The 20,820-nt window shown below is 65.3% G+C and carries 20 protein-coding genes, 3 tRNA genes and 1 pseudogene; 7 read left to right on the top strand and 17 right to left on the bottom strand.

Features of this window, described 5'->3' with window-relative positions; all coding sequences use genetic code 11:
- From C457_RS05880 to C457_RS05895, 4 genes and pseudogenes are all read right to left on the bottom strand, one after another.
- Positions 1-354, bottom strand: a pseudogene (locus C457_RS05880) (30S ribosomal protein S3ae); the annotation flags it as partial.
- Positions 347-589, bottom strand: a complete 243-nt coding sequence (locus C457_RS05885; protein ID WP_008092830.1) for a KEOPS complex subunit Pcc1 — start codon at positions 587-589, stop codon at positions 347-349. The gene C457_RS05885 and the pseudogene C457_RS05880, both read right to left, overlap by 8 nt.
- On the bottom strand, positions 586-1,707 hold the full coding sequence (locus C457_RS05890) for a hypothetical protein (protein ID WP_008092832.1): 1,122 nt from the start codon (positions 1,705-1,707) through the stop codon (positions 586-588). Before C457_RS05890 ends, C457_RS05885 begins: the two co-directional genes overlap by 4 nt.
- Positions 1,708-1,711: 4 nt before the next feature.
- Positions 1,712-2,179 (bottom strand): 30S ribosomal protein S15, encoded by a 468-nt coding sequence (locus tag C457_RS05895; RefSeq protein WP_004977438.1) that lies wholly within the window; start codon positions 2,177-2,179, stop codon positions 1,712-1,714.
- 244 nt (positions 2,180-2,423) lie between these two features.
- Between C457_RS05895 and C457_RS05900 the strand changes: the two genes are divergently transcribed.
- A tRNA-Ala gene (locus C457_RS05900) sits at positions 2,424-2,495 on the top strand.
- Positions 2,496-3,044: 549 nt separating this feature from the next.
- Here C457_RS05900 and C457_RS05905 read toward each other — a convergent pair.
- Entirely contained in the window at positions 3,045-3,257 is a 213-nt protein-coding gene (locus C457_RS05905; protein ID WP_004977436.1) for a hypothetical protein, read from the bottom strand.
- 264 nt (positions 3,258-3,521) lie between these two features.
- On the opposite strand from C457_RS05905, the gene C457_RS05910 reads away from it, so the two are divergent.
- The 3 genes from C457_RS05910 (at position 3,522) to C457_RS05920 (ending at position 5,408) form a co-directional block, all read left to right on the top strand.
- Positions 3,522-4,802, top strand: a complete 1,281-nt coding sequence (locus C457_RS05910) for an RNA-guided endonuclease InsQ/TnpB family protein (protein ID WP_008092837.1) — start codon at positions 3,522-3,524, stop codon at positions 4,800-4,802.
- 174 nt (positions 4,803-4,976) lie between these two features.
- On the top strand, positions 4,977-5,231 hold the full coding sequence (locus C457_RS05915) for a VRR-NUC domain-containing protein (protein ID WP_152419975.1): 255 nt from the start codon (positions 4,977-4,979) through the stop codon (positions 5,229-5,231).
- 105 nt (positions 5,232-5,336) lie between these two features.
- Positions 5,337-5,408, top strand: a tRNA-Ala gene (locus C457_RS05920).
- A 160-nt stretch (positions 5,409-5,568) separates the two neighbouring features.
- Here the strand turns inward: C457_RS05920 and C457_RS05925 are convergent.
- Positions 5,569-6,300 (bottom strand): HNH endonuclease, encoded by a 732-nt coding sequence (locus C457_RS05925; protein ID WP_008092840.1) that lies wholly within the window; start codon positions 6,298-6,300, stop codon positions 5,569-5,571.
- A gap of 156 nt (positions 6,301-6,456) precedes the next feature.
- Between C457_RS05925 and C457_RS05930 the strand changes: the two genes are divergently transcribed.
- Complete coding sequence (locus C457_RS05930) at positions 6,457-7,971, top strand: DUF7289 family protein (protein WP_008092842.1); 1,515 nt, start codon at positions 6,457-6,459, stop codon at positions 7,969-7,971.
- A 57-nt stretch (positions 7,972-8,028) separates the two neighbouring features.
- Here the strand turns inward: C457_RS05930 and C457_RS05935 are convergent, their stop codons facing one another.
- From C457_RS05935 to C457_RS05975, 9 genes are all read right to left on the bottom strand, one after another.
- Positions 8,029-8,805 carry a DUF7289 family protein gene (locus C457_RS05935; protein WP_008092845.1) on the bottom strand — a complete coding sequence of 259 codons (777 nt, stop codon included), beginning with the start codon at positions 8,803-8,805 and terminating at the stop codon, positions 8,029-8,031.
- Positions 8,802-9,314 (bottom strand): DUF7266 family protein, encoded by a 513-nt coding sequence (locus tag C457_RS05940; RefSeq protein ID WP_008092847.1) that lies wholly within the window; start codon positions 9,312-9,314, stop codon positions 8,802-8,804. The genes C457_RS05935 and C457_RS05940 overlap by 4 nt, the downstream gene beginning before the upstream one ends.
- Positions 9,311-10,303, bottom strand: a complete 993-nt coding sequence (locus C457_RS05945; RefSeq protein WP_008092849.1) for a hypothetical protein — start codon at positions 10,301-10,303, stop codon at positions 9,311-9,313. The genes C457_RS05940 and C457_RS05945 overlap by 4 nt, the downstream gene beginning before the upstream one ends.
- Positions 10,291-10,926, bottom strand: coding sequence for a DUF7288 family protein (locus C457_RS05950; RefSeq protein WP_008092851.1), 636 nt, complete (start codon positions 10,924-10,926; stop codon positions 10,291-10,293). The genes C457_RS05945 and C457_RS05950 overlap by 13 nt, the downstream gene beginning before the upstream one ends.
- Positions 10,920-11,429 (bottom strand): DUF7287 family protein, encoded by a 510-nt coding sequence (locus C457_RS05955; protein ID WP_008092852.1) that lies wholly within the window; start codon positions 11,427-11,429, stop codon positions 10,920-10,922. The genes C457_RS05950 and C457_RS05955 overlap by 7 nt, the downstream gene beginning before the upstream one ends.
- Positions 11,429-13,471, bottom strand: a complete 2,043-nt coding sequence (locus C457_RS05960; protein WP_008092853.1) for a type II secretion system F family protein — start codon at positions 13,469-13,471, stop codon at positions 11,429-11,431. The genes C457_RS05955 and C457_RS05960 overlap by 1 nt, the downstream gene beginning before the upstream one ends.
- The gene (locus tag C457_RS05965) at positions 13,472-16,762 is read right to left on the bottom strand and encodes a type II/IV secretion system ATPase subunit (protein WP_049913413.1); all 3,291 of its coding nucleotides are present in this window, start codon (positions 16,760-16,762) and stop codon (positions 13,472-13,474) included. It lies immediately after the preceding gene.
- 695 nt (positions 16,763-17,457) lie between these two features.
- Positions 17,458-17,530, bottom strand: a tRNA-Arg gene (locus tag C457_RS05970).
- A 78-nt stretch (positions 17,531-17,608) separates the two neighbouring features.
- Positions 17,609-17,887: a Sec-independent protein translocase subunit TatA/TatB gene (locus C457_RS05975; RefSeq protein WP_008092855.1), complete on the bottom strand. Its 279-nt coding sequence runs from the start codon at positions 17,885-17,887 to the stop codon at positions 17,609-17,611.
- Between the two features lie 259 nt (positions 17,888-18,146).
- Between C457_RS05975 and C457_RS05980 the strand changes: the two genes are divergently transcribed.
- Both C457_RS05980 and C457_RS05985 read left to right on the top strand, forming a co-directional pair.
- Positions 18,147-18,647 (top strand): redoxin domain-containing protein, encoded by a 501-nt coding sequence (locus C457_RS05980; protein WP_008092856.1) that lies wholly within the window; start codon positions 18,147-18,149, stop codon positions 18,645-18,647.
- 81 nt (positions 18,648-18,728) lie between these two features.
- The gene (locus C457_RS05985) at positions 18,729-19,541 is read left to right on the top strand and encodes an HD domain-containing protein (protein ID WP_008092857.1); all 813 of its coding nucleotides are present in this window, start codon (positions 18,729-18,731) and stop codon (positions 19,539-19,541) included.
- Positions 19,542-19,631: 90 nt separating this feature from the next.
- Here C457_RS05985 and C457_RS05990 read toward each other — a convergent pair whose 3' ends face one another.
- Positions 19,632-20,540 (bottom strand): mechanosensitive ion channel family protein, encoded by a 909-nt coding sequence (locus tag C457_RS05990; RefSeq protein ID WP_008092858.1) that lies wholly within the window; start codon positions 20,538-20,540, stop codon positions 19,632-19,634.
- Entirely contained in the window at positions 20,537-20,785 is a 249-nt protein-coding gene (locus C457_RS05995) for a YhbY family RNA-binding protein (protein WP_004977417.1), read from the bottom strand. The genes C457_RS05990 and C457_RS05995 overlap by 4 nt, the downstream gene beginning before the upstream one ends.
- Positions 20,786-20,820: the final 35 nt, after the last annotated feature.

Consider the following 20,820-nt stretch of genomic DNA (forward strand, 5'->3'; position numbering starts at 1 on the left):
GGGCTGGAGCTGGACGCGGTAGTCGTCCTTGGTGATAGCCGTGACGTTGGCCTCGATTTTGGACGCGCCGCGGCGGACGAGGCTACGGAGGTAGTCTCGGGTGAGCTCCTGCTGGATGAACTCGGTGTAGGCGGCGTCGCTACCCACGTCGGTAATCTTGAACGTGAGCTTGACGTTGTTGGCGCCCTGGTCGTCGTTGAGTTCGCCGAGGGTGGACTCGACGGTGCGACCGTTGATCTTCTCGGGTTCGTCCGCGAAGGTCGAACCGAGTTCCTTACGGTCGAAATTCTCGGGAGCGATGACGGTGTACCATCGCTTTCCGCGCTTCTGCTTGGAGACGGATCGTTCACTCATGGTTAGTGTCTGTGTGCGTTCGTGTGGCTTCGATGACGGTCTCGGCGACCGTCACGTTGACGACGTAGTCATCGACCGTGGCGTGCAGGCCACCGGTCGAATCGCGTTCGATTGTGGTGATGAGTTCGTCCCCCTCAACTCGGGTGCGCATCGACGCCGTGTTGTCCGGTTCGAGCGCGCCGGCGACGATGCCGGGGTCGCCGTGGGTCGTCCGCAGGGTCGCACGCCGCGTCATCGGCGCACCTCCCTGACGGCCGCGACGACATCGCTCCGCTCCGCCGCGGAGTCGAACGTCATCGTCGCCTCCGACGGCGACCCGGTCGCGGACGCGTCCGGCAGTTCGTTCGCGGCCGCGGCGAGCGCCTCGTCCAGTCCGGCGGGGCCGGTCGAGACGAGGGCCGCGGCACCGACGCCGACCGCGAGAACGGTCGGCTCGGGCGAGCGGAAGTCGCGGGCGAGCCTCGCCACCGTGGCGAGTCGCCCCGGCGACGACAGGTCACAGGAGAGCGCGTAGAGGCTCTCGTAGCGTCCCGTCGTCGCCTGGCGGAGCGCGCCGTGGGTCGCCTGCGCGTGGTCGCGCCACGCGTCGAGCGCCGCGTCTCGAACGCCGTGTCCGAGCGCCAGCGCGACGGCGGTCCCGGGCGACTCCCGGACGGTCGCGTCGAGCACGTCGGCGAAGCCGCCGACGGTTTCGAACGGCCCGTTCGGGGTCGCCTCCGAGCGCAAGACGCGCTCGACGGCGGTCGCCGCTCGGGCGGTCGCCTCACCGGTCGTCGCGTCGATGGCGACGATGGAGGCGACGCGTCTGCGGGCGTCCGCGTCGAGTTCGGCCGGGAGCGACAGTTCGGCGAGCGTCGCCTGCGCGCGCTCCCTGTCGGCCGAAAACGACGCGTGGACGAGCGTCGAGTGCGCCAGCCCGTCTGCGAGGTCGCCCGTCGGGACGGCCACGCCGGGTCCGGCTTCGACGCCCGCGTCGGCCGCGGCGTTCGCGAGGTCGGTGTCGTCGTCCGGGGCTACGCCGGCGGCGTGGAAGCAGGCCAGCGCGACCGCCGGGTCGGGGTCGACTCCGAGTTCGCGGACGATAGAGACGGCGTCGGTCGGGTCGAGTTCGAGGTCCGCATCGGCGTTCGACAGGCCCACGACTGCCACAACGTCGTCGTTTGCGACAGTGTCGGGGGCGTCGGTCGCGCGGATGCGGAAGGGGACGTCGAGTGTCCTGAGCGCCCGGCCGATGACACCGGCGGCCGCGACGGCGGCACCGCTCGCGCTGACGCGGAGGCGAACGAACGTCGCCTCGCGGAGCGTCGCGGCGGCGTCGGCGGCGGGTGTCTGTTCGGCGGGGTTCACGGACATTCAGTTATTCTTCGAGGAGTTCGACAGCGACGTCGTAGCTGTAGGTGAAGTCGTCGTCGAGCTTGTCGCCGCGGTAGTACGAGACGAGGCGGCGAATCTTCGACTCCGTGTTCTGCAGGGCGCGACGGTTGGACTTGTCCTGCTGGTTCTCCTCCATGTGCTCGCGGAGGCGGACGGCGCGCTCCATGAGGTTACGGAGGTCCTCGGGGAGGTCGCCTGCGGCGTCGTTCTCCTCGAGGATGGTGGTGACCTTCTTGCCCGTGGCGAGCTTGACGTCCGGGACGGGAACGCCCTTGACGCCTTCGTCGCGCAGGGACAGGCCGATCTGGCTCGGGTCCTTGCCCTGTTCTGCAAGTTCGACGACGCGGGCTTCGATGTCAGCCGCGTCGACGTCGCTCCACTCCGGTGCTTCGTCTGCCACCGGCTTGTCCGAGCTGGACGAGCCACGGCGGCGGGTGTGCATTCGTGCCATTGTTGCGGGTTGGAACCGCACTGACCGCAGAAACGAGTACCCCGCAGTCGTATCACCGACTGCTGGGGCACTACCGCAATCCCAAGCCCGAACCGGGCGAGTCAGATTTGCGGCCGTGCTGGATTCCCATCGTGTTGTCCACGCGCGCCGGGTTAAACCGTTTCGACTCGGATTCGACTCGGCCTCAACTCGCCTCGGGCGGAATCGAAGGGCTTCTAAACGGGCGACGGCTATCAGAAGGTGCGGGCTCGTAGATCAGGGGTAGATCACTCCCTTGGCATGGGAGAGGCCCCGGGTTCAAATCCCGGCGAGTCCATTTCTGAACGAAGTGAAGAAATGACGAGACGAGCGCTTGCCGTAGCGAGCGCGTGGATTTGAAGCCCTGGAAGTCGCGCGGAGCGAACATCGTGAGCGAGCACGTCTTCCTCCGGGTTCAAATCCCGGCGAGTCCACTCACTTCCTTTCGGTCACTTCGTTCCCTTCAGTCGTTCGTGGACTCGCCGACGTCCCACTCGCTCCGTCTGCGGGCGACCCGCGAGTCGCCCGCATGGCATGCGAGACGGCAGTGCCGTCTCGCTCTGCTCGCGGGACTCCCGGCGAGTCCACTCTGAACGAAGCGAAGAAATGGCGACCGGGCACCCGCCGTAGCGAGTGCGTGGGTTTGCCTGGAAGTCGCGCGCAGCGAACCGTGTGAGCGAGCACGTCTGCTCCCGGGCTCAACCCGGCGAGTCCTGCAATCGCACTCGAAGGACTGGTGGATTCCGGGTCAACCGTTTGCCCCGCTATGGGCGTCCCACAAGTCCGGTAATCGGTATCCGAGCTACCGCGGCTGAAAAGATGCGACGCGTCAGCGCCTCCCTGCGGCTCACGCCTCGTCTTCGAACACGCTCATGTCCTTCGCCGCGAGGTCGGTCACGTGCTTGACAATCTCGGGGTCGACCTGCGCGATATCGTCCCCGTCGTGGACCTGTTCGTTGTGCCGCTCGATGGCGTCCGCGACCTCGGAAAGCGAAACGCGCGTGGTCGTGTCGCAGGCCTCGCACACGACCGGGACTTCGGGAGCGTCGTCGTCAGTCATACCGAATCGTTCCGTCAGCGACGGAAAAAACGAGTCGGTTCGTTGCCGGGAGCGGAGAAACGTTTGGAACGCGTCTCGGCCGTTCCAACAAGCCAATACGGGATAACGCCGACAGCGGTTACGAAGAATCGAGGAGGAAGCCCCGTCCTTTAGGGCGGGGATGAATCCGACAATCAACGACACACCCACCGCTTGATTGCACGGCAGGATATTCCACGCTGCGTAATCCATACCTTCAAGTAATCTTCCCGACATAGGTTACGTATGGCGAAACAGGTTGTCACCCGCACCTACACTGCTTCCATCAGGAACCAGCAACAGGTGTCTGACGACCTCGATTCGCTCGGGTTCTCAGCGTCGAAACTCTGGAACGTCGGACGGTGGGTTTGCGACCGCGTGTGGTCGGAGATAGGCCACATTCCCGGTCACAACGAACTCACCTCGTACCTCAAGTCGCACGAACGCTATGATGACCTACATTCGCAGTCAAGTCAGCGAGTCCTGCAAGAACTCGCTGAGGCGTTCACCGGCTGGTACGGCAAACGACGCAACGGAGAGACACGGGCTAACCCGCCGAAGTACCGTAAACACGGCAACGAACACCCCCGAAGCACGGTGACGTTCAAAGCCGCCGGTTTCAAACTCGACACCAAGTACGGGAGGGTCCGACTCTCGAAAGGTTCGAACCTCAAGGAGTATTGGTCGGACTTCATCCTCTGTGAATACAAGACAAGACCTGACGTTGACCTCTCCACCGTAGAGAGCGTTCAACAGGTTCGAGCAGTTTGGACAGGAACCGAGTGGAAACTACAGTTCGTCTGCAAAGTCGAAGGTAAAGTGAGCGAAGCGCCCGGTGAGAAAACCGTAGGTGTTGACCTCGGAATCAACAACTTTGCCGCACTCGCCTACGAAGACGGCCACAGCGAACTGTATCCGCTCAACTGTCTGAAGCAGGACGACTACTACTTCAGCAAGCGCATCGCTCGATGTGGCGACTCCGACTCCGACCAAGCGACGCGGTTGAACCAGAAGAAGTCGGCTCGTCGCACCTATTACTTCCACGCCCTTTCGAAACACATCGTCCAACGGTGTGTGGACGAAGAAGTTGGAACGATTGTGGTGGGTGACCTCTCGGGAATCCGTGAGGACGAGGGGAACGGTGAGTCGAAGAATTGGGGCAAGCACGGCAATCTCGATCTGCATTCGTGGGCGTTCGACCGGTTCACCTCAATGCTGGAATACAAGGCCGAGATGGAGGGCATCGCGGTTGAGCGGGTGTCTGAGCGTGATACGTCGAAGTCGTGTTCGTGTTGTGGTCGGAAGCGTAAGGCGAATCGCGTGGAGCGTGGGTTGTACGTCTGTGACGAGTGCGGTACGGTGGCGAATGCAGATGTGAACGGTGCTGAGAACATTCGGCAGAAAGTATCTCCGAGTTCACCGAGTTTGTCGGTGAATAGGAGTAACGGCTGGTTGGCACAGCCATCGAGGTTGTTGTTTGACAAGGACACTGGTGCGTTCGCACCTCAAGAACAGGTAACGTCGTAAACCACAATATCCCAACGGCGGTGGGGAATCCTCGCGCTTCAGCGCGGGGAGGATGTCAAACGATGCAATACGGAGCCGGCGTGGGAGACCGATAACTTGGACGAACACGGTCGATTTTCGCGTGTCAGATTCGCGGACGCGATTGAACGCGGCCTCCGCGAGATCGCCGGACCGATGCGGACCGACGCGTCTGAAACGGTTCTCACTGAAATATTCGACCGAGCCGAACCCATCGAGCGCGTGCGTGAGGCGCTCGGGTTCTCCGGCGCACCGGACCTCGTTGGCATCGACCAACAGCTGTTCGGCGGCCCGGTTCTCGTGGAAGTCAAAGCACACACGGACCAGTTTCAGGACACCCAAGAGCATTGGATGGGGACGTTCCGAAACCTGTTCACGGATGTGTACGTCTGTGAAGTTCGGCCCGCGTAGACAAGGGACAACCACAACGGAATGCGATCTGTGTCCGCACCCCACAGCCGTCGAACGATTCGAAGCCCTTATTTATCCGACCGGGGAATGAATGATTGCGTTTGAGGGCTCGTAGATCAGGGGTAGATCACTCCCTTGGCATGGGAGAGGCCCCGGGTTCAAATCCCGGCGAGTCCACTCACTTCCTTTCGGTCACTTCGTACCTTCAGTCGTTCGTGGACTCGCCGACGTCCCACTCGCTCCGTCTGCGGGCGACCCGCGAGTCCGGCAATCGAACTGGGTGATAATTCAATCCGGATTCGTCTGTGAGCGCCCCAGCGGTCGGCACACGCTATCGTTACCCAACGAGCGCCGCGAGCCCACCATCACCCGTCACCGCGAGGGCGATTCCGGCGATGAGCAAGAGGACGCAGATGAGCGTCAGGCCGATTGCGATGCCGATTCGCCTGGCGTTTCGGTAGTATATTTTCGTCGTCTCTTGGGGGAGTTCGTCGTCGTCGCCGCGCTCCAGAACCTCCTCGATGGCGCTGGAACTCGCTCCCGAGGTGCGACACGAATGATACGCCAAGAGGGTGAACCCCGTGGATAGCACCCACGCGAGTCCGCCGAACCCGACGCCGACGTTCGCCAGCGCGGAGACGTCCGTCACGACGTCCGCTTGGAGGAGCACCGTGACGCCCGTCCCGAAGACGCTCGCGATGAGGACGTTCAGTTTCGTTATCTCGATGGCGTCGCCCGCGAACGCCTCGACCGTACTCGCGTGGTTTCTCGCCTTCGCCCGCTCGCGGAAGTCGCGCTGGAGGCTCGACGCGATTCTGTCGCCGAGTTCGCCCATGTCGAACCTCCGGTGGCAGTTCGGGCACAGCGTGACGAGATTCTCGGGGTCGTCGGGGTTCTCGAAATCCCGCGCCGGGCGCTGATGGGCGACCTCGAGAACGTTCGAGCCCTCGTCGTACTCGCGCCCACAGTGCTGGCACGTGTAGTCGTCGCGGCGAAATATCCGCTCGTGGTCGATGGTTCTCCGCCTTCGCGTCGTCCGCCCGGTCGTCGTCTCGGCATCCTCCGACATTGGTCACTCGTCTGTCTGTCTCGTATCCCGGTGAAATTCGTTTTCCATGACACGGGGCCTCCGACGCGGCGCAGGCCAGTCCCAGCGAACGATTCCACTTACCAGACTGTCAGGTACCCCGCGAGGTTTTCACCCCGCGTCGCCTCCAGTCAGGTAATGAGCGGTCGTCCCCGTGTTCCACTGGTCTATCGCGTCGTCAGAGACCGGACGGCGCAGACCTCGCCGATTGCGGTCGTTCTCCTGTTGGCGATTACGGTCGCCGGAACGACCGCCGTCGTCGCGCTCGGCGGGGTCGCCCTCGAGGAGACGAAACAGGAGTCCCAACTGACGCGCGCCGAGCACTCGATGACGCTGTTCGACTCGCGGGTCGCCATCGCCGCGCTCGGCGAGGGAGAGACGCAGTTCGTCGACCTCGGCGGGACCGGCGGCGGTACCTACGTCGTCGACGACGACACCGGCTGGATACGCGTCACGCACAAGAACTACACGGACGCCGGCGACGACCAAGAGCTCTACAACGAGTCCCTCGGAAGCGTCGAGTACCGCGACGGCGACGCCCGAATCGCCTACGAAGGAGGCGGTGTTTGGCGCACGCAGGACGGCGGCACGACCATGGTCTCGCCGCCGGAGTTCCACTACCGCGGCGCGACGCTGACGCTTCCGGTCGTTCGGGTCGCCGGCGACGGGTCCGCGTCGGGCGACGTGTCCGCGAGAGTCTCGGCGACCGAGCGCGCTCGGCGTGTCTACCCCAACGCGACCGCGAGCTACGACGAGCTACCGACGGCCAGCTTCGATAACCCCGTCAGCAACGGAACGGTCGTCGTGACGGTCCACAGCGACCACTACCGAGGATGGGCCTCGTTCTTCGAGTCGCGGAGCGAGGGCACCGTGACGGTCGACGACGCCAACCGGACCGCGAGCGTGGAACTGGAGACGCTCGGGCTCGTCGGCGAGTTCCAGATGCCGAACGAGGGCACGTCGGTCGACGTGCGCGGGATGGCCGCGAACCACAACGTCTCGACGTTCTCGCTCACGCTCTCGAACGACCAGCACCTCCAGAACATGGAGTGGGGGCTGTACTACGACGGCGACCAGAAGGACCTCGAACTCCACGTGCAGGCGGACGACAAGTGCAAGAGCGGGAGTTACGACGGCACGTTCGACCTGACGCTCTACTACGCCACCGAGGACGGCAAGTACCACGGCTGGCAGGCGACCGACCTCGACCCGGACACGAGCGACGCGGTGAGCATCGACTGCACGGCCAGCACTCCCGAACTCACCGTCGACTTCACGAGTTCGGAGACGATGACCTACGGCGACATCCAGTCGGACAAGGGCTTCGGCAACCAGAACAAGTGGCAGTTCGCCCCCGAAATCGTCGACGGCGAAGCCTACGACAGCGTCACCTTCGACGAACACGACGCCGACAGCGGCCAGACGTTCTCGAAGGCCGACGGCGACACCGCTCAGATGGACTTCGTCGTCAACCACTACTTCTCGCTGGCCGCGCCGCAGTTCGAACTGACCGTCACGGACGGTCCGGGCAACAGCCAGAGCGTCGACGAGTCCGGGTCGCGCGGCGAACTCGACTACGACCAAGCCGAGGGCGGCCAGTTCATCACCTTCCTCCACGTCACGGAAAACGAGGTCGAAGTCGAAGTCCAGTAAGCGGGTGCGTCTCCCGACCGACCGTCACGGCGGGGTCCGGCCCCGGGTTTCAGTCTCTCAGTCGGCGAACGTCATATCGACCGACGTCGAGACGACGTAGACGCGCTCTGCCCCGTTCACGTAACACGAGACGCTCGGATAGCTGTCGGGTGTCGCGGCCGGGACGACCGGGTCGCAGGTCACGTCGGGACGGCTCGATAGCTCCTCGCGCCAGAGCGCCGCACGCGGGGAGCGAACGGTTAGATTCACGTCGTACTGCCCGTCGGTCCGCGCGGCCAACACGTCGCTCGCGGCCTTGTCGGCTCGGATGAGGAACGTCCCCGACCCGCCGACCGAGGTCGTCGCCTCCTCGTCGGGGCGCGTCACGAACGCCGGAATCAACACCCGCTCTTCGGTGAGGACGAACGATGGCCGCCGGACGAACGTCCCGCTGTCGCCGCGAGTCCTGAGAAGCGCGTCGAACGCGTAGACGACTCGCTCGTCGCTTGAATCGGCCGTGTAGACGACCGGCGAGACGTCGTAGGTGTTCGTGAAGTTGACCGACGGGTCCGACGTCAACTCCCCGGAGACGACGAACTCGACGGGCCGGTCGAGGGTCAAGCGAGCGTCCTGAAGTTTCACCTCCGTGGCCCGACTCGGCGCGCCGCGGTCGGCGATGTCCTCCATGTTGTCGCCGAGGATGTCGAGCGCGCGCTCGGCGTTGTTGACGCGCTCCACGTCGCGGGCGTCTTGGAGGCCGGTCATCCCGACGGCACTGACGAGACCGACCATCGAGAGGACGATGGCGAAGACGAAGACGAACCCGAGCGTGTCGCTCACCGCGCGGTCGCTCACGAGTTCACCTCCAGCCCCGACGACGGGTCGTAGGTGATGGTCACGTCGCCGCCGTCGACTCGGCTCGCGGTCAGCGAGGTCTCGGTCGAGACGGGGACGCGGACCGTCACCTCGGGGTCGGTCGAAGTGAGCACGAGTTCGTTCGGCGACCCCGACACCACCTCGATGGAGTAGGTCGTGCCGGCGACCCTCGGGGGCAGTCGTACCGTCGCCTCGACCCGCGACTCGCCCGGTGCGGCCCCGATTCGGTCGACCGATTCGATGCCGGCCGCGAGCCGGTTTCCGACCACGTCGAGTTCCGTCTCCGTGACCCGCTCGCGCTCGTCGGAGACGAAGCCGCCGGCGGCGACCAACAGCCCCGAGATGAGAACGACCGTGATGGAGAGCGTGAGGACGTAGCCGAGCGCCGTCGAGACGCCGCGGTCGGTCGAACGGGAGCGGGCGCGGCGCCCGCGGCTCCCGCGCCGAACGCGGTTCTCCCGGTCGTCCGGGGCTATCGGTGGCGTCACGCAATCTCACCCGGCGCGACCCGAAGCTCTCGGTAGACGTACGCCTCGCCCGTCTCGTAGACGTACGAGACGTTGACGGCGTACAGCGCCTGCTCTGCGACCGGCGACGACCCGCTCCCGGCGGGCGCGTACTTCGCCGCGTCGAACACCGTCGCGTTCGTCTCGTTCACGTACAGTTCGTAGGTCCCCTCGGCCTGCACGGCGTTCCGGTACGAGAGCGTGACAGGGCCGTCGAGGTCGGTGTGGACCGCATCGAGCGGGTCGCAGGTGGCCCCGTCGAGTCGGCCGTCGGCAACGTCAATCGTGACGTAATCGCCCGCGTCGGCCGCCACGCCGCAGGTCGTCCGGCTCCCGCCGGCGTCCTCGACGGTCACGAAGACCCGCGTCGAATTCCGGTAGACCTCCGTCTCGACCGCGTTCGTCCCGTCGTCGACGACGAGCTCGAACGCCGACCCGCTACTCGTCGCGAGCGAGTCGCGCGAGACGTTGAACCGGACGCCGCGGACGCCGACGCCGCTGGCGAGCGTCCAGTCGGTCGTCTCGTTCCCGTCCGTGAAGTTCCGCGTCGCGTCGGTCTGCGAGATTCGGGTGCCCTCGACGTGGTCGACGCGCGAGGCGTTCGTCGCGGCTCCCCTGACCGCGGCGAGCGTCGCGGTCGCGTCGCTCCAGTTGCCGAACGTCTCGTCGAACGAGCCGGCGAGTTCGCCGTACGTTCCGCCCTCGCGGTTGGCTTCGTCGAGGAGGAGTCCCGCACCGGCTTCGACCGTTCGGCCGTGGCTCACGGCCCCGTCGAGGCTCGTATCGGTCGTCCGCGTGGCGAGGTTCTCCGTGTAAATCGCGGTGTTGAGCGTCAGCGCGAGACCGACGAGGAGGACCGCGATTGCGAGGGCGGCGACGAGCATCAGTTGACCGCGGTCGTCGCCGGTGAAGCGCACGGCTCCCGTCGCCTCGTCCCTCGGGCCGTCGAACGCGTCGGTCACATCCGCCATACGACCACCTCCACTTCGACGACGCCGTAGAGCGGCCCCACGCTCCCGTCTTGGATGAAATACGTCTCGTCGCTCGCGGCGGCGACCGATTCGAGCGTCTTGGTCGTCTCGACCGCGCGAGGCTCGCCGCCCGGCGACGTTCCCGGCTCGGTCAGCGCGTCGTCGTCCGCGAGCGTCACGACCCGAGTCCGCGAGACGGCGTGGTCGCTCGGTTCACCCATGAACACGAGTCGGCTCGTCCGGCGGACCTCCCGGTCGCGGAGGTAGTGTACGTAGACGTTGAACGCGATGCCGCGGTCCAAGAAGGACTCGTCGAGCATCGTCCCGAAGGCGGTCGGCGGGCCGCCGTCGACGTAGTAGCCGCGCGCGTCGATGCCGTAGAAGCTCCCGTTTTCGGGGTGCGTGAACAGGAGCGTCCGCTTCAGCGCGCCGGTCTCGGCGGCCGCCGTCAGGACGCCGTCGGCGACGGCGGCCTGTTGGTTCTCGATGTGCTGGCTCGACGTACTCGCGGTCAGGGGCGTCACCGCGGTCACCTGCAACGCGAACGTGACGCTGGCGAGGAGCACCATCGCGGCGACGATGGCTTCGAGCGCGTGGGCCTGTGCGCGAGACACGGTCACCACACCCTCACCGATAGCTCGTGGAGCTCGCCGTCGAGGAGGATTGCCCGCCGAGCGGCGACGACGCTCCGGGTTGTCGGGACCGGCTCGCCGGTCGTCTCGACGACGGTCCCACCCCGCGAGAGCGTGACGTTGAGTCCGTAGGACGCGTCGATTCCGGTCGCGGCGTTGGGGTCGGCGCTCCCGTAGTCGCAGTCGCCGGGCGGCGGGTCTCCGTCGAAGAACGCCTCGGTGCAGGCCGCGTCGAGCGCGTCCGGATTCTCGTCGTCGACGAGCAGGCGCTGGGTGAGCGAGTCGGCGGCGCGGTTCGCGACGAGCGGGCGGTCCTGTTCGGCCTCGAAGGGGTCGAGAATCTGCGGGATGGTGCCGACGACCCACGCGACCGCAAGGAGGAAGATGCCGACGCCGACGGCGAAGTCGATGGTCGTCTGGGCGCGGGTGCTCCGGCCGGGAGCTCCGCGTCGGCCGTCACTGCGTCGGCCGTCGCCGCGGTCGCGTCGCCGCATCAGCCGACCACCATCCACACCGCGAGCGAGAGCGTCTGGAGGATGACGACGAACTTGACTCCCGAGAGGAGGTCCGCGTTGCGGATGTAGCCGCTGATGAACCCCGAGAGCATCGCCTGGATGGTGACGCCGTGGAAGAACAGAAGCGACAGCAGGTCGGGGTCGATGCCGCCGCCGAAGCTCGGGCCGCCGGTCGTCGCGCCGCCGGAACTCGACGCCTGCGAGGAGAGGCCGGCCATCACGTCGAGGAACTGCGTCTTCAGGATGGCCATCACCGCCAGCAGCGTCACGTAGGTCATGAGGATGATGGCGACCTGCATCCGGGTCCGCGAGATGCGCTCGCGCTCGATGTCGTCCTGGTTCTCGGAGGCCTGCGCGGCCGTCGTTAGGACCTCGGTTATCTGGCTCGACGCCTCCTGGGCCTTCGTGATGAGCTTGACCGTCCGGGCGAGCCGCGGGATGTGGTACTTGTTGTTGAACTCGACGAGCGCCTCTCTGAGGCTCATGCCGTAGTGGACCTTCGCGTACATCACCTCGAACTCGTCCGCGAGTTTCCCCGAGGAGGTGTCGGAGACGGTCTTGATGGACTCGAGGAGCGTCTGGCCGGTGTCGTTCGCGCTCGACAGCTTTCGGAGGTTGTCGGAGAGCTTCCCCGTGATGGCCGACCGCGAGTGGACGTTCCACTCGTGGAAGACGGCGAGCGGCACCGCGACTAGGTAGACCGGGACGTAGAACCAGATGAACGTCCCCCAGACGGGGTTAGCCACCATCCCGTCCCACGTCGTCGGGGCGGCACCTTCGACGACGGAGACGGCGAGGAGCGAGAGCGCCGCGGGCACCGTCAGCGCGAGGGTGAAAAGCGGGTGCCGCTTGAAGAACAGATGCGGGCGGCGCAGGAGCTCTTTGGTCTTGAACGTCCCCTCGCGGGATTTGATGCGCGAAAAGAGGCTGAACTCGCCGACGTAGCTCTCGACGAGCCCCATGTGGACGAGCCCCTCGCGCTGTTGACCCTGCAGGCGGTCGCTCTCGTCTTCGGGGCTGAGGAAGCCGTCGCCGATTTCGTCCTGCTTGACCGTCGAGACGAGGACGAGGAAGCCGACGCCGGTCAGCGGGATGAGGCCGTAGACGGTCGCGTACAGCAGCCTCGACTGGGCCTCCCCGAGCATGCTCATGATGACGAGGATGATGATGAGAAGCAGCGGAAAAAGCGAGAGCGTCATGTACATCTCGCCGAACAGTTCCATCGTCTCCAGCGTCTGTTCTTGCTGTTGTTTCGCGGTCCGGAGGTGTTTGTCCTTCTTGTCGTCGAGGAAGCCCTGCATATTACCGCCGGAGTTGACGATGGAGAGCATGTCCGTCAGGAACTGCGAGAGGTCGTCCGAAGGGGTCAAAATCGCCTGCTGCCGGATGGCGTTGCGGTAGTCGGTCCCGAAGTACTCCGTCTCCTGGACGATGCTCTGGAACTCCCGGGAAACCTCGCCGTAGGTGTCTTCGGCGCGCGCCATCGCCTCCAGAATCTCCAGTTGGTTCAGCCCGCCCACCGAAAGGGCGTACATGAACGAGATGGAGTCCGACAGGAGCATGTTTATCTCGCGCTTGCGGGCGGACGCCGTCGAGTACGGAATCGCGACGAGCGTCCCGAAGCCGCCGGCGAAGCCGAGCGACCCGAAGACGAGCCCCGAGACGACGACGGCCGCGGGCATCGCGAGCGACCGGAGCGTGGCCGCCGTGGACTCGCTTCCGACCGGAATCCCGAGGCTCACCGAGTCCGCCGAGACGAGGCCGAGCGCGAAGACGCCGTAGCCGACGGCCATCCCGACGAGCCACAGTGCGAGGCCGACGAGCACGCCGATAGCGAGCGCCCGCGAGAGGTAGAGTTCGACGGTGTCGGGCATCCGTGCCTGCTGCAACTTTTCTTCGATGTCGGCGACGAACTCGCCGTCCTCGTCGAAGATGAGCTGAAACAGCGGGTAGAAGGCGTCGCCGAGGGTGTCGGTACTGCGGTCGAGGCCGCCCGAGGTCTTCGAGTCGAGGTTGCTCATCTACTCGCCCTCTTCGGAGTCGGTCCCGCGAGCGCCCGCGTCGTCGTCCTCGTCGCCCTCGTGCGGGTCGTCGGCCTCGGCGGCCTCGAACCCGCCCCACGTCTCGTCGGCCGCGTCGTCGGGGTCGGCCGCGTCGTCGGGGTCGGCCCTGTCGGGTTCGCCTCGCCCCGCCGTGCCGTCCGAAGCCGCGGTCGAGTCCGACCCGTCGTCGATGCCGAACGCGCCGAAGAAGTCGTCGAGGTCCAGGTCGTCGCCGTTGGGGTCGGGGAAGGAGGGCGCGTCGTCGAAGCCGAACGCCCCGCCGGGGTCGCCGAAGCCGGTCGGCTCGTCGCCCTCGCGGTCCGCGTCCGCCTCGTCGCGCCCGGCCTCCAGCGCCGGCGTCTCGTCCTCGCCGTCGAGCGACGACGGCCCGTCGTCGCCCTCGATTTCGGAAGTCTCGTCGCCGGCGTCTAGTTCGTCGCGGTCGTCTCCCTCGTCGAGTTCGGGGTCTCGGGTCGACGCGTCGAGCGAGTCGAGTTCGCCGCGCTCGCCGGGCGTCGCCTCCACGTCCGACTCGTCGCGCATGTGGTTGAGCGCCTCCGCGACCTCGCCCACGTCGCGGCCGCGGTAGTCGGGGAACAGCTCCTCTTCGGCCCGGCGGAGGATTTCCTTCGCCAGCTTTCGGACGTGTTCCGGCGGGTCGGGTCGCGGGACCATCGCCTCGCTCTCGGGGTCGATGTTGATGTGGACCGACTCCATCTCCCGGAGGTCTTCGAGGCTCCGTTCGAGGTCGTCGGTCGCCATCAGTCCGAGGATGGTGTCTTGGTCGTTGATGAACGCCTGGAACGTCGCCGCGACCTGCGTGTAGGTGTTGAGCCCGCGGTCGATGAGGTACGCGAGGATGACCTGTCGCTTGAACACCTCCAGTTCGAGCGTCTCCTGATTCCAGCCGCGGTCGAACTTGATCTCTTCGAGCGTGTTCGACGAACCCATCTGGAGGAACTCGTCGGTCTCGGCCTGCCACTGGTAGACGTCTTGAACGTTTATCTCGTCGTTCTCGGGGTCGTAGTGGTTGATTTCGGTGAGCGACTTGTTCCGGCGCACCTTGTTGCCGCCGACCCGCGTCGAGGTCTGGATGGACACGAGGTCGAGGGCGGTGAACATCGTCTTCGAGACGTTGATGGGCGCGGTCGTAAACCGCTTGAGCACCTCGCCGACCGAGTCGGCGTGGAACGTCGTGTAGGTGGTGTGACCCGTGGACATGACCTGAAACAGGGTCCGGCCCTCCTCGCCGCGAATCTCGCCCATGACGATGTAGTCCGGGCGCTGGCGGAGCGCGGCTTCGAGCAGGTCGAACTCGTCCACGTCGCCTTTGTCGTCGTCCGCGAACGACGGCCGGGTGACGGAGGCGATCCAGTTGCGCTGGGGCAGTTCGACCTCGCGGGTGTCCTCGATGGAGACGATTTTCGTGTTCGACGGGATGAAAAGCGAGACGGCGTTGAGCGAGGTGGTCTTCCCCGACGCCGTGCCGCCCGCGAAGATGAGGCTCTTGTCGTTCTCGATGCAGAGCCAGAGGAACGCCATCTCCTCCAGCGAGAACGTCGACCAGTTGATGAGGTCGATGGGCGTGAAGGGGACGTCCTTGAACTGGCGGATAGTGTAGTTCGTCCCGTGGTCCGACACCTCGCGACCGAGGGTGAGTTGCGCGCGCGACCCGTCCGGGAGCGTCGCGTCCACCTGCGGGCGGCGCTTCGAGATGCCCTTCCCGGAGCGTTGGGCGAGTTTCACGACGAAGTCGTCGAGTTCGCCCTCGCCGTGGTAGACGTTCGAGATGATCTGTTCGTAGTCGGAGTGGTAGACGAACACCGGCGAGTTGTAGCCGTCGCAGGAGATGTCCTCGACGTTGATGTCGTGTTTGATGCCGTCGATGCGCTCGTAGCCGATGAAGTCGCGGCGGAGGTAGTACTGGAGCTTCCGGACTTGGTAGTCGTTCAGGTCGTCGGCGTCGTCGGCGAGGACCGCCGGTTCGGGTCGGGCGGCGATACCGTCGATGCCGCCGAGCGGGGCGTCATCGTCGGCGTCGCGGGCGCGGCCGCCGAAGACGGAACCGAACCCGAGTCGGGACCCGATGCCGCCGAGTCCGCCGAATCGCCCGGCGGTCGCGGGAGTCGCCGAAGAGCCGTCCGTCGACCCACCTCCGCCACCGAGGAGGCCGCCCAGTCCGAGCCGAGACGCGAGGCCCGAAGACTCCGCCGCCACGTCAGTGGCCGAACCGTCGTCGCTTTCGCCAGCCGCGGATGCCGACGCCGGCGGGTCGTAGAGGTCGTACCGCGAGAGCAGTTCGTACGTCTCCGCCTCGATGACCCGTCCGCGGTTGTCGCGGCCGCCCTCGACGACGCTTTCGTCCCCGTACTTGATGGCGGTCCGAAGCTTGTTCGTGAGGAACTCCGTCAGGTCGTCTTCGATGCGGTTCAGGTACGGTTCGACCACGTAGTACTTCTTCTCGTTTTCTTTGACCGAGTGGAAGATGATGACGAACGCGTAGGGCTTGTTCACCCAGTAGCGCTCGACCTCGCGGAAGTGCGTCTTCTTCTCCATCGGGACGGCCTTCTCGAGGTCGTAGCGGTTCGCCAGCGTGGTCGTGCCGTCGACGCTGGAGAAGAACGCGTCCTCGTCGAACTCGGGGTCGACATCGACCGTGCGCTCCTCGACGACTGCGTCGAGTTCCTCGGCGCGCTGGCCGGCCCGCGCGAGCGCGTTCTCGATGTAGTCGGGGTCGAACCCGAGCGCCTCTTCGGCGTCGAAGCGGACGATGTCGCCCTCGGAATCCCGCGGGCGGGAACCGTCGTCCTCGTAGTAGTACTCCCGCTTGTAGTGTTCCCACAGCCAGACGTCCTTGACGACGGGGGTCGTCTCGGGGTTACAGAAGGCTTCGAACTGCTCGTTGATGTCCGTCGCGTGCGCGCCGCGCTTACCGATGAACTCCGCCGCGTCGACCGGGTGACAGTCGAGGTACTCTTCGGGGTCGAGGTCGACGCGCTCCCAGTCGGTCCGGGTCGGCGTCGAGGCCGCCCGCTCGTCGTCTTCCTCCCACCGGGACGTGCCGGGCGCGTCGCGTCGCGTCCGCGGATCGGTCCCGTAGAGGGCTTCCACGTCGCCGTCGGTTCCGTACTCGTCGAGAAAGTCTGCCCACGTGTACGACCCGACGCGCGCGTTCGACGCCTGCTCCGGAGCGGTGTCGCTCTCCACGGGCGGTGTTACATCACCCGTTAACGCCTTTCGCTCCCCTCCGTCGGCGTCGTCGGTTGCCATTGTCACCGGGTATCCGGGCCGATGGAAAAGTCTTTTTCTCAGCTAATTCACAGTTTAAGTCCTGTTTAAGTTCTATTTTTATACCATTTTATCAGGAAAGGTCGTTGCGACGCATCCAGACCGCCGGCTAAATCGGGGCTTTATCGCGGCGTGAACCGGGGCGAATCGAGGGACGCCTGTAGAATAGTGGTTTTCTGATATGTCGTGCAGCACGGGAGACGGGCTGTCGCCGTTGCGGGCCGGGGTTCCGCCGTGGAGACGAAAGAGCGGTGAGTCAGAGACGTTTGCGACGGGACTGGACTCCGGGATTTGCGATTTCTACCGCGGCCGTGCAGCGAGGAGCGTCGCGACGAGCGAAGCGGGCGTGGCGGGAGTCCCGCGAGCAGAGCGAGTGGGACTCAGGAACGACCGCTGAGCGAACGAAGTGGCGAACGGTGTGACGGGATTGAGCGAATCCGGAGGATTCGCGATGTTCGTCGCGGCCGCTGAGCGAACGANTGAGCGAACGAAGTGGCGAACGGTGTGACGGGATTGAGCGAATCCGGAGGATTCGCGATGTTCGTCGCGGCCGCTGAGCGAACGAAGTGAGCGAAGCGGGCGTGACGGAATTCGAACCTCGGTCGCTCACTGACGTTCGCTCCCCGATTCGAATCCCGCACGTTGCGTTATCGGACTCGCTCCGCTCGTCACGATAACGGGCGTGACGGGATTCGAACCCGCGATCGAGAGGTTAGGAACCTCTCGCCCTGTCCACTAGGCCACACGCCCTACGGCGCAATCTCTCAGGACTGGTCAAAAATCGCGTGGTTCGCCCTGCGCGGGCAGAAGAGAGAGAGTGAGCTGCGATTAGTTCGACGATTCGGTCGAAGCGGACTCGGTCTCGACCGAGTCAGCCGAACTCTCGATGGTCGCGTCGTCTTCGTCTTCGTCGTCGCCTTTCATATCCTGCAGCTCGTCCTCGATTTCCTCGCGGCCGCGCTGGAATTCGCCGATGGCCTGCCCGGAGGACCGAGCGAGCTTCGGAATCTTGTTCGCGCCGAACAGCAGGACGACGATGAGCAGAACGACGAGCAGCTCGGGCCCGCCCGGGAGTCCCGGGAACAGTGGGGTGATGGTCTCGAACATCGCTATTTCTGCGTTACCTAGTGGCAATTATAGGCTTTTTGCCTTCTGCGGGTTCTGGAAAGACGGAATATCGGCGTACCGGAACTCCCGCATCGGCCGAATCGACGCGTTTCGGCGCGTAACTCCTACGAAAAACTTGTGGCAGGCTGCCGGACGCGCTTGGCCGTTCCGATGCGCCGACTGGGTCGGTCCGTCACCACCGGTCCCCTGAATTTCCGACGACGGTGAAATAATGTGTGCGGAGTCGAATGGCACCCGTATGGTATCAGTCGGCGACGACGCCCCGGACTTCACCGCACCGCTCACCGACATCGACGGCGACATCGAGTCGTTCACGCTCTCCGAAAACCTCGACGACGCGCCCATCGTCCTCGCGTTCTTCCCCGCGGCCTTCACCGGCACGTGCACCACCGAGATGTGCACCTTCCGCGACCAGATGGCCAACTTCGAGGACGTCGGCGCGACGGTGTACGGCATCAGCATCGACACGCCGTTCACGCTGACGGAGTTCGCCGAGCAGAACGGACTCAACTTCGGCCTCATCAGCGACACGAACCGCGAACTCGTCGACGCCTACGACGTGGCGATGGACTTCGCGAGCCTCGGCGTCAACCGCGTGGCGAAGCGCGCGGTGTTCGTCGTCGACGGAGACGGCGAAGTCACCTACGCGTGGGTCAGCGACGACCCCGGCGTCGAACCCGACTACGACGCGGTCGAGGCCGCCGCCGCGAAGCTCGAAGAACCGACCGAGGCCGCGTAGGCTCCCCCCGCCACGCGACGCGTTAGCGCACCTGATTCGGAGCCCAAGTTCTTTTCTCTCCGTGCGACCACCTTGCGGGTCATGAGCGATACCGAAGACACCCTGAACGGCGGCCGCGTCTACGACCCCGAGGCGGACCACGCCTTCCCCGACGAGAAGCTCAACGAGGTGCTCCCCGCGCTCCTCGAAGACGAGGAAGTGACGACGCTCCTCGAAGCGCAGAACGTGAACGCGGTGACGCGCAAGGGCTACAACGACCACGGCCCGAAGCACATCGAAATCGTCCGCAACCGCGCGCTTCGGCTGTACGACCTGCTCAAGGCCGGCGACTGCGAGTTCAACGGCGCGGCCGAGCAGGGACTCGCCGAGGCCGACGAAGCGGTCATCATCGCCCTCGCGGCGCAACTGCACGACATCGGTCACATCGTCCACCGCGACAACCACGCGTACTACTCCATTCCGCTCGCGTCGGACGTGCTCGACCGCTTCCTCCCCGAGTTCTACGGCCTCGCCGACGCGGTCCGAATCAAAGCGGAAGTCCTCCACGCCATCCTCTGTCACCACCGCGAGGAGGACCCGCTCACGCTCGAAGCCGGCGTCATCCGCGTCGCCGACGCGCTCGACATGGAACGCGGCCGCTCGCGCATCCCCTACGAGAAGGGCGGCCGCGGCATCAACACGCTCTCCAGCCGCGCCATCAACAACGTCGTCCTGAAGCCCGGCGAAGAGTCGCCGGTCCTCGTCGAAATCGAGATGGTGAACGCCGCGGGCGTCTATCAGGTCGACAACCTCCTGAAGGCGAAACTCGACGGCTCCGGCCTCGAAGACCACGTCCGCATCGTCGCGGTCAACACGAAGTCCGAAGACAGGCTCGTCGAGCGCATCGAACTCTAAGCGGCGCGTCGGGAGTCAAAAAATCCGAGTCGTCCGCACGGGCGACCGCCGCGGGTGAGTCCCGCAGTCGGCACCGGTTCGGTTCTCTCCTCAGTCGTTCGACTGCGCGAGGCGCTCCGCGCCGCCGACCGAGAGTTCGCCGCTGAGGGTGCGGTTCGGGTAGGGGATGTCGATTCCCTCCTCGTCGAACCGCTCTTTGACGGCGGTAACGTACTCGCCGCGGGTCTTCACGAAGTCGGCGCGGCTGGGCTGGGAAATCCAGATGCGCGACTTGAGCGTGACCGACGAGTCGCCGAGTTCGGTCAGTCTGACCGACGGCTCGGGCGTCGTCATGATTCCCTCGTGGTTTTCAGCCTCGTCGAGGATGATGTCGGTCGCCTGCTGGATGTCGTCGTCGTAGCCGATGCCGAACGGCACCTGCAGGCGGAGTTTGTCCTTCGCGACGGGGTTCTTGATGACGCCGTCGGTGAGCTGCGAGTTCGGCACAGTGAGCAGTTCGTTGTCGAAGGTACGAACGCGCGTCACGCGGAAGGAGATGTCCTCGACGACGCCGGAGTTGTCGTCCCATTCAATCCAGTCGTTGATGCGGAACGGCTTGTCGGTGAAGATGAAGATGCCGGCGACGAAGTTGGCGATGACGTCCTGCATCGCGAAGCCGATAGCGAGCGTCGCGGCCGCGCCGATGGTGGCGAGCGACTGCAGGATGTTGCCGAGGCCGGCGAACGCGAACCCCGCTCCGAGGGCGACGAACGCCACGACGAGGGTCGCGATTTTCATCAGGGGCTTTTTGGCGTGTTCCTCCGCGCCGCGTCGGTCGAGGACGCGGTTGAGCGCGGACGACACGACCGCCTTGCCGACGATGTAGACGACGACAAAGCCGAGAACGAGGCCCAGGAGCGTCCCGAGCGTCTCGGCGTACGGAACGTTCTGCTGGGTGAGGAGTCGACCGATAGCGCCGCCGTCACCCTGCAGTTGGAGCGGGAGTGCGAGCGCGTTCATCGGTGGTAGACCGCGGTCTTCCCCCTCGTCTCTATCAGTTCGGCGTTCACCCGGTCTGCGAGGTCTGCGGCCGCCTCGTCAACCGTCGTGCCGCCGAGCGCCGCCCGGAGGAACTTCGCTTTCACGAGGTTCCGGTCGGCCAGTTGGTCGTTGAGTTCGCCGACCACCGCTTCGATTCCGCTCTTACCCACCCAGACGGTCACGTCGACGTCGTGGGCCTCCTTTCGCAGCTCCTGCGTGTTCATGTGTGGCCTCCACTATGTGCCGGAGGGCTTCAATA

It is taken from the genome of Haloferax prahovense DSM 18310 (assembly GCF_000336815.1).
GTDB lineage: Archaea > Halobacteriota > Halobacteria > Halobacteriales > Haloferacaceae > Haloferax > Haloferax prahovense.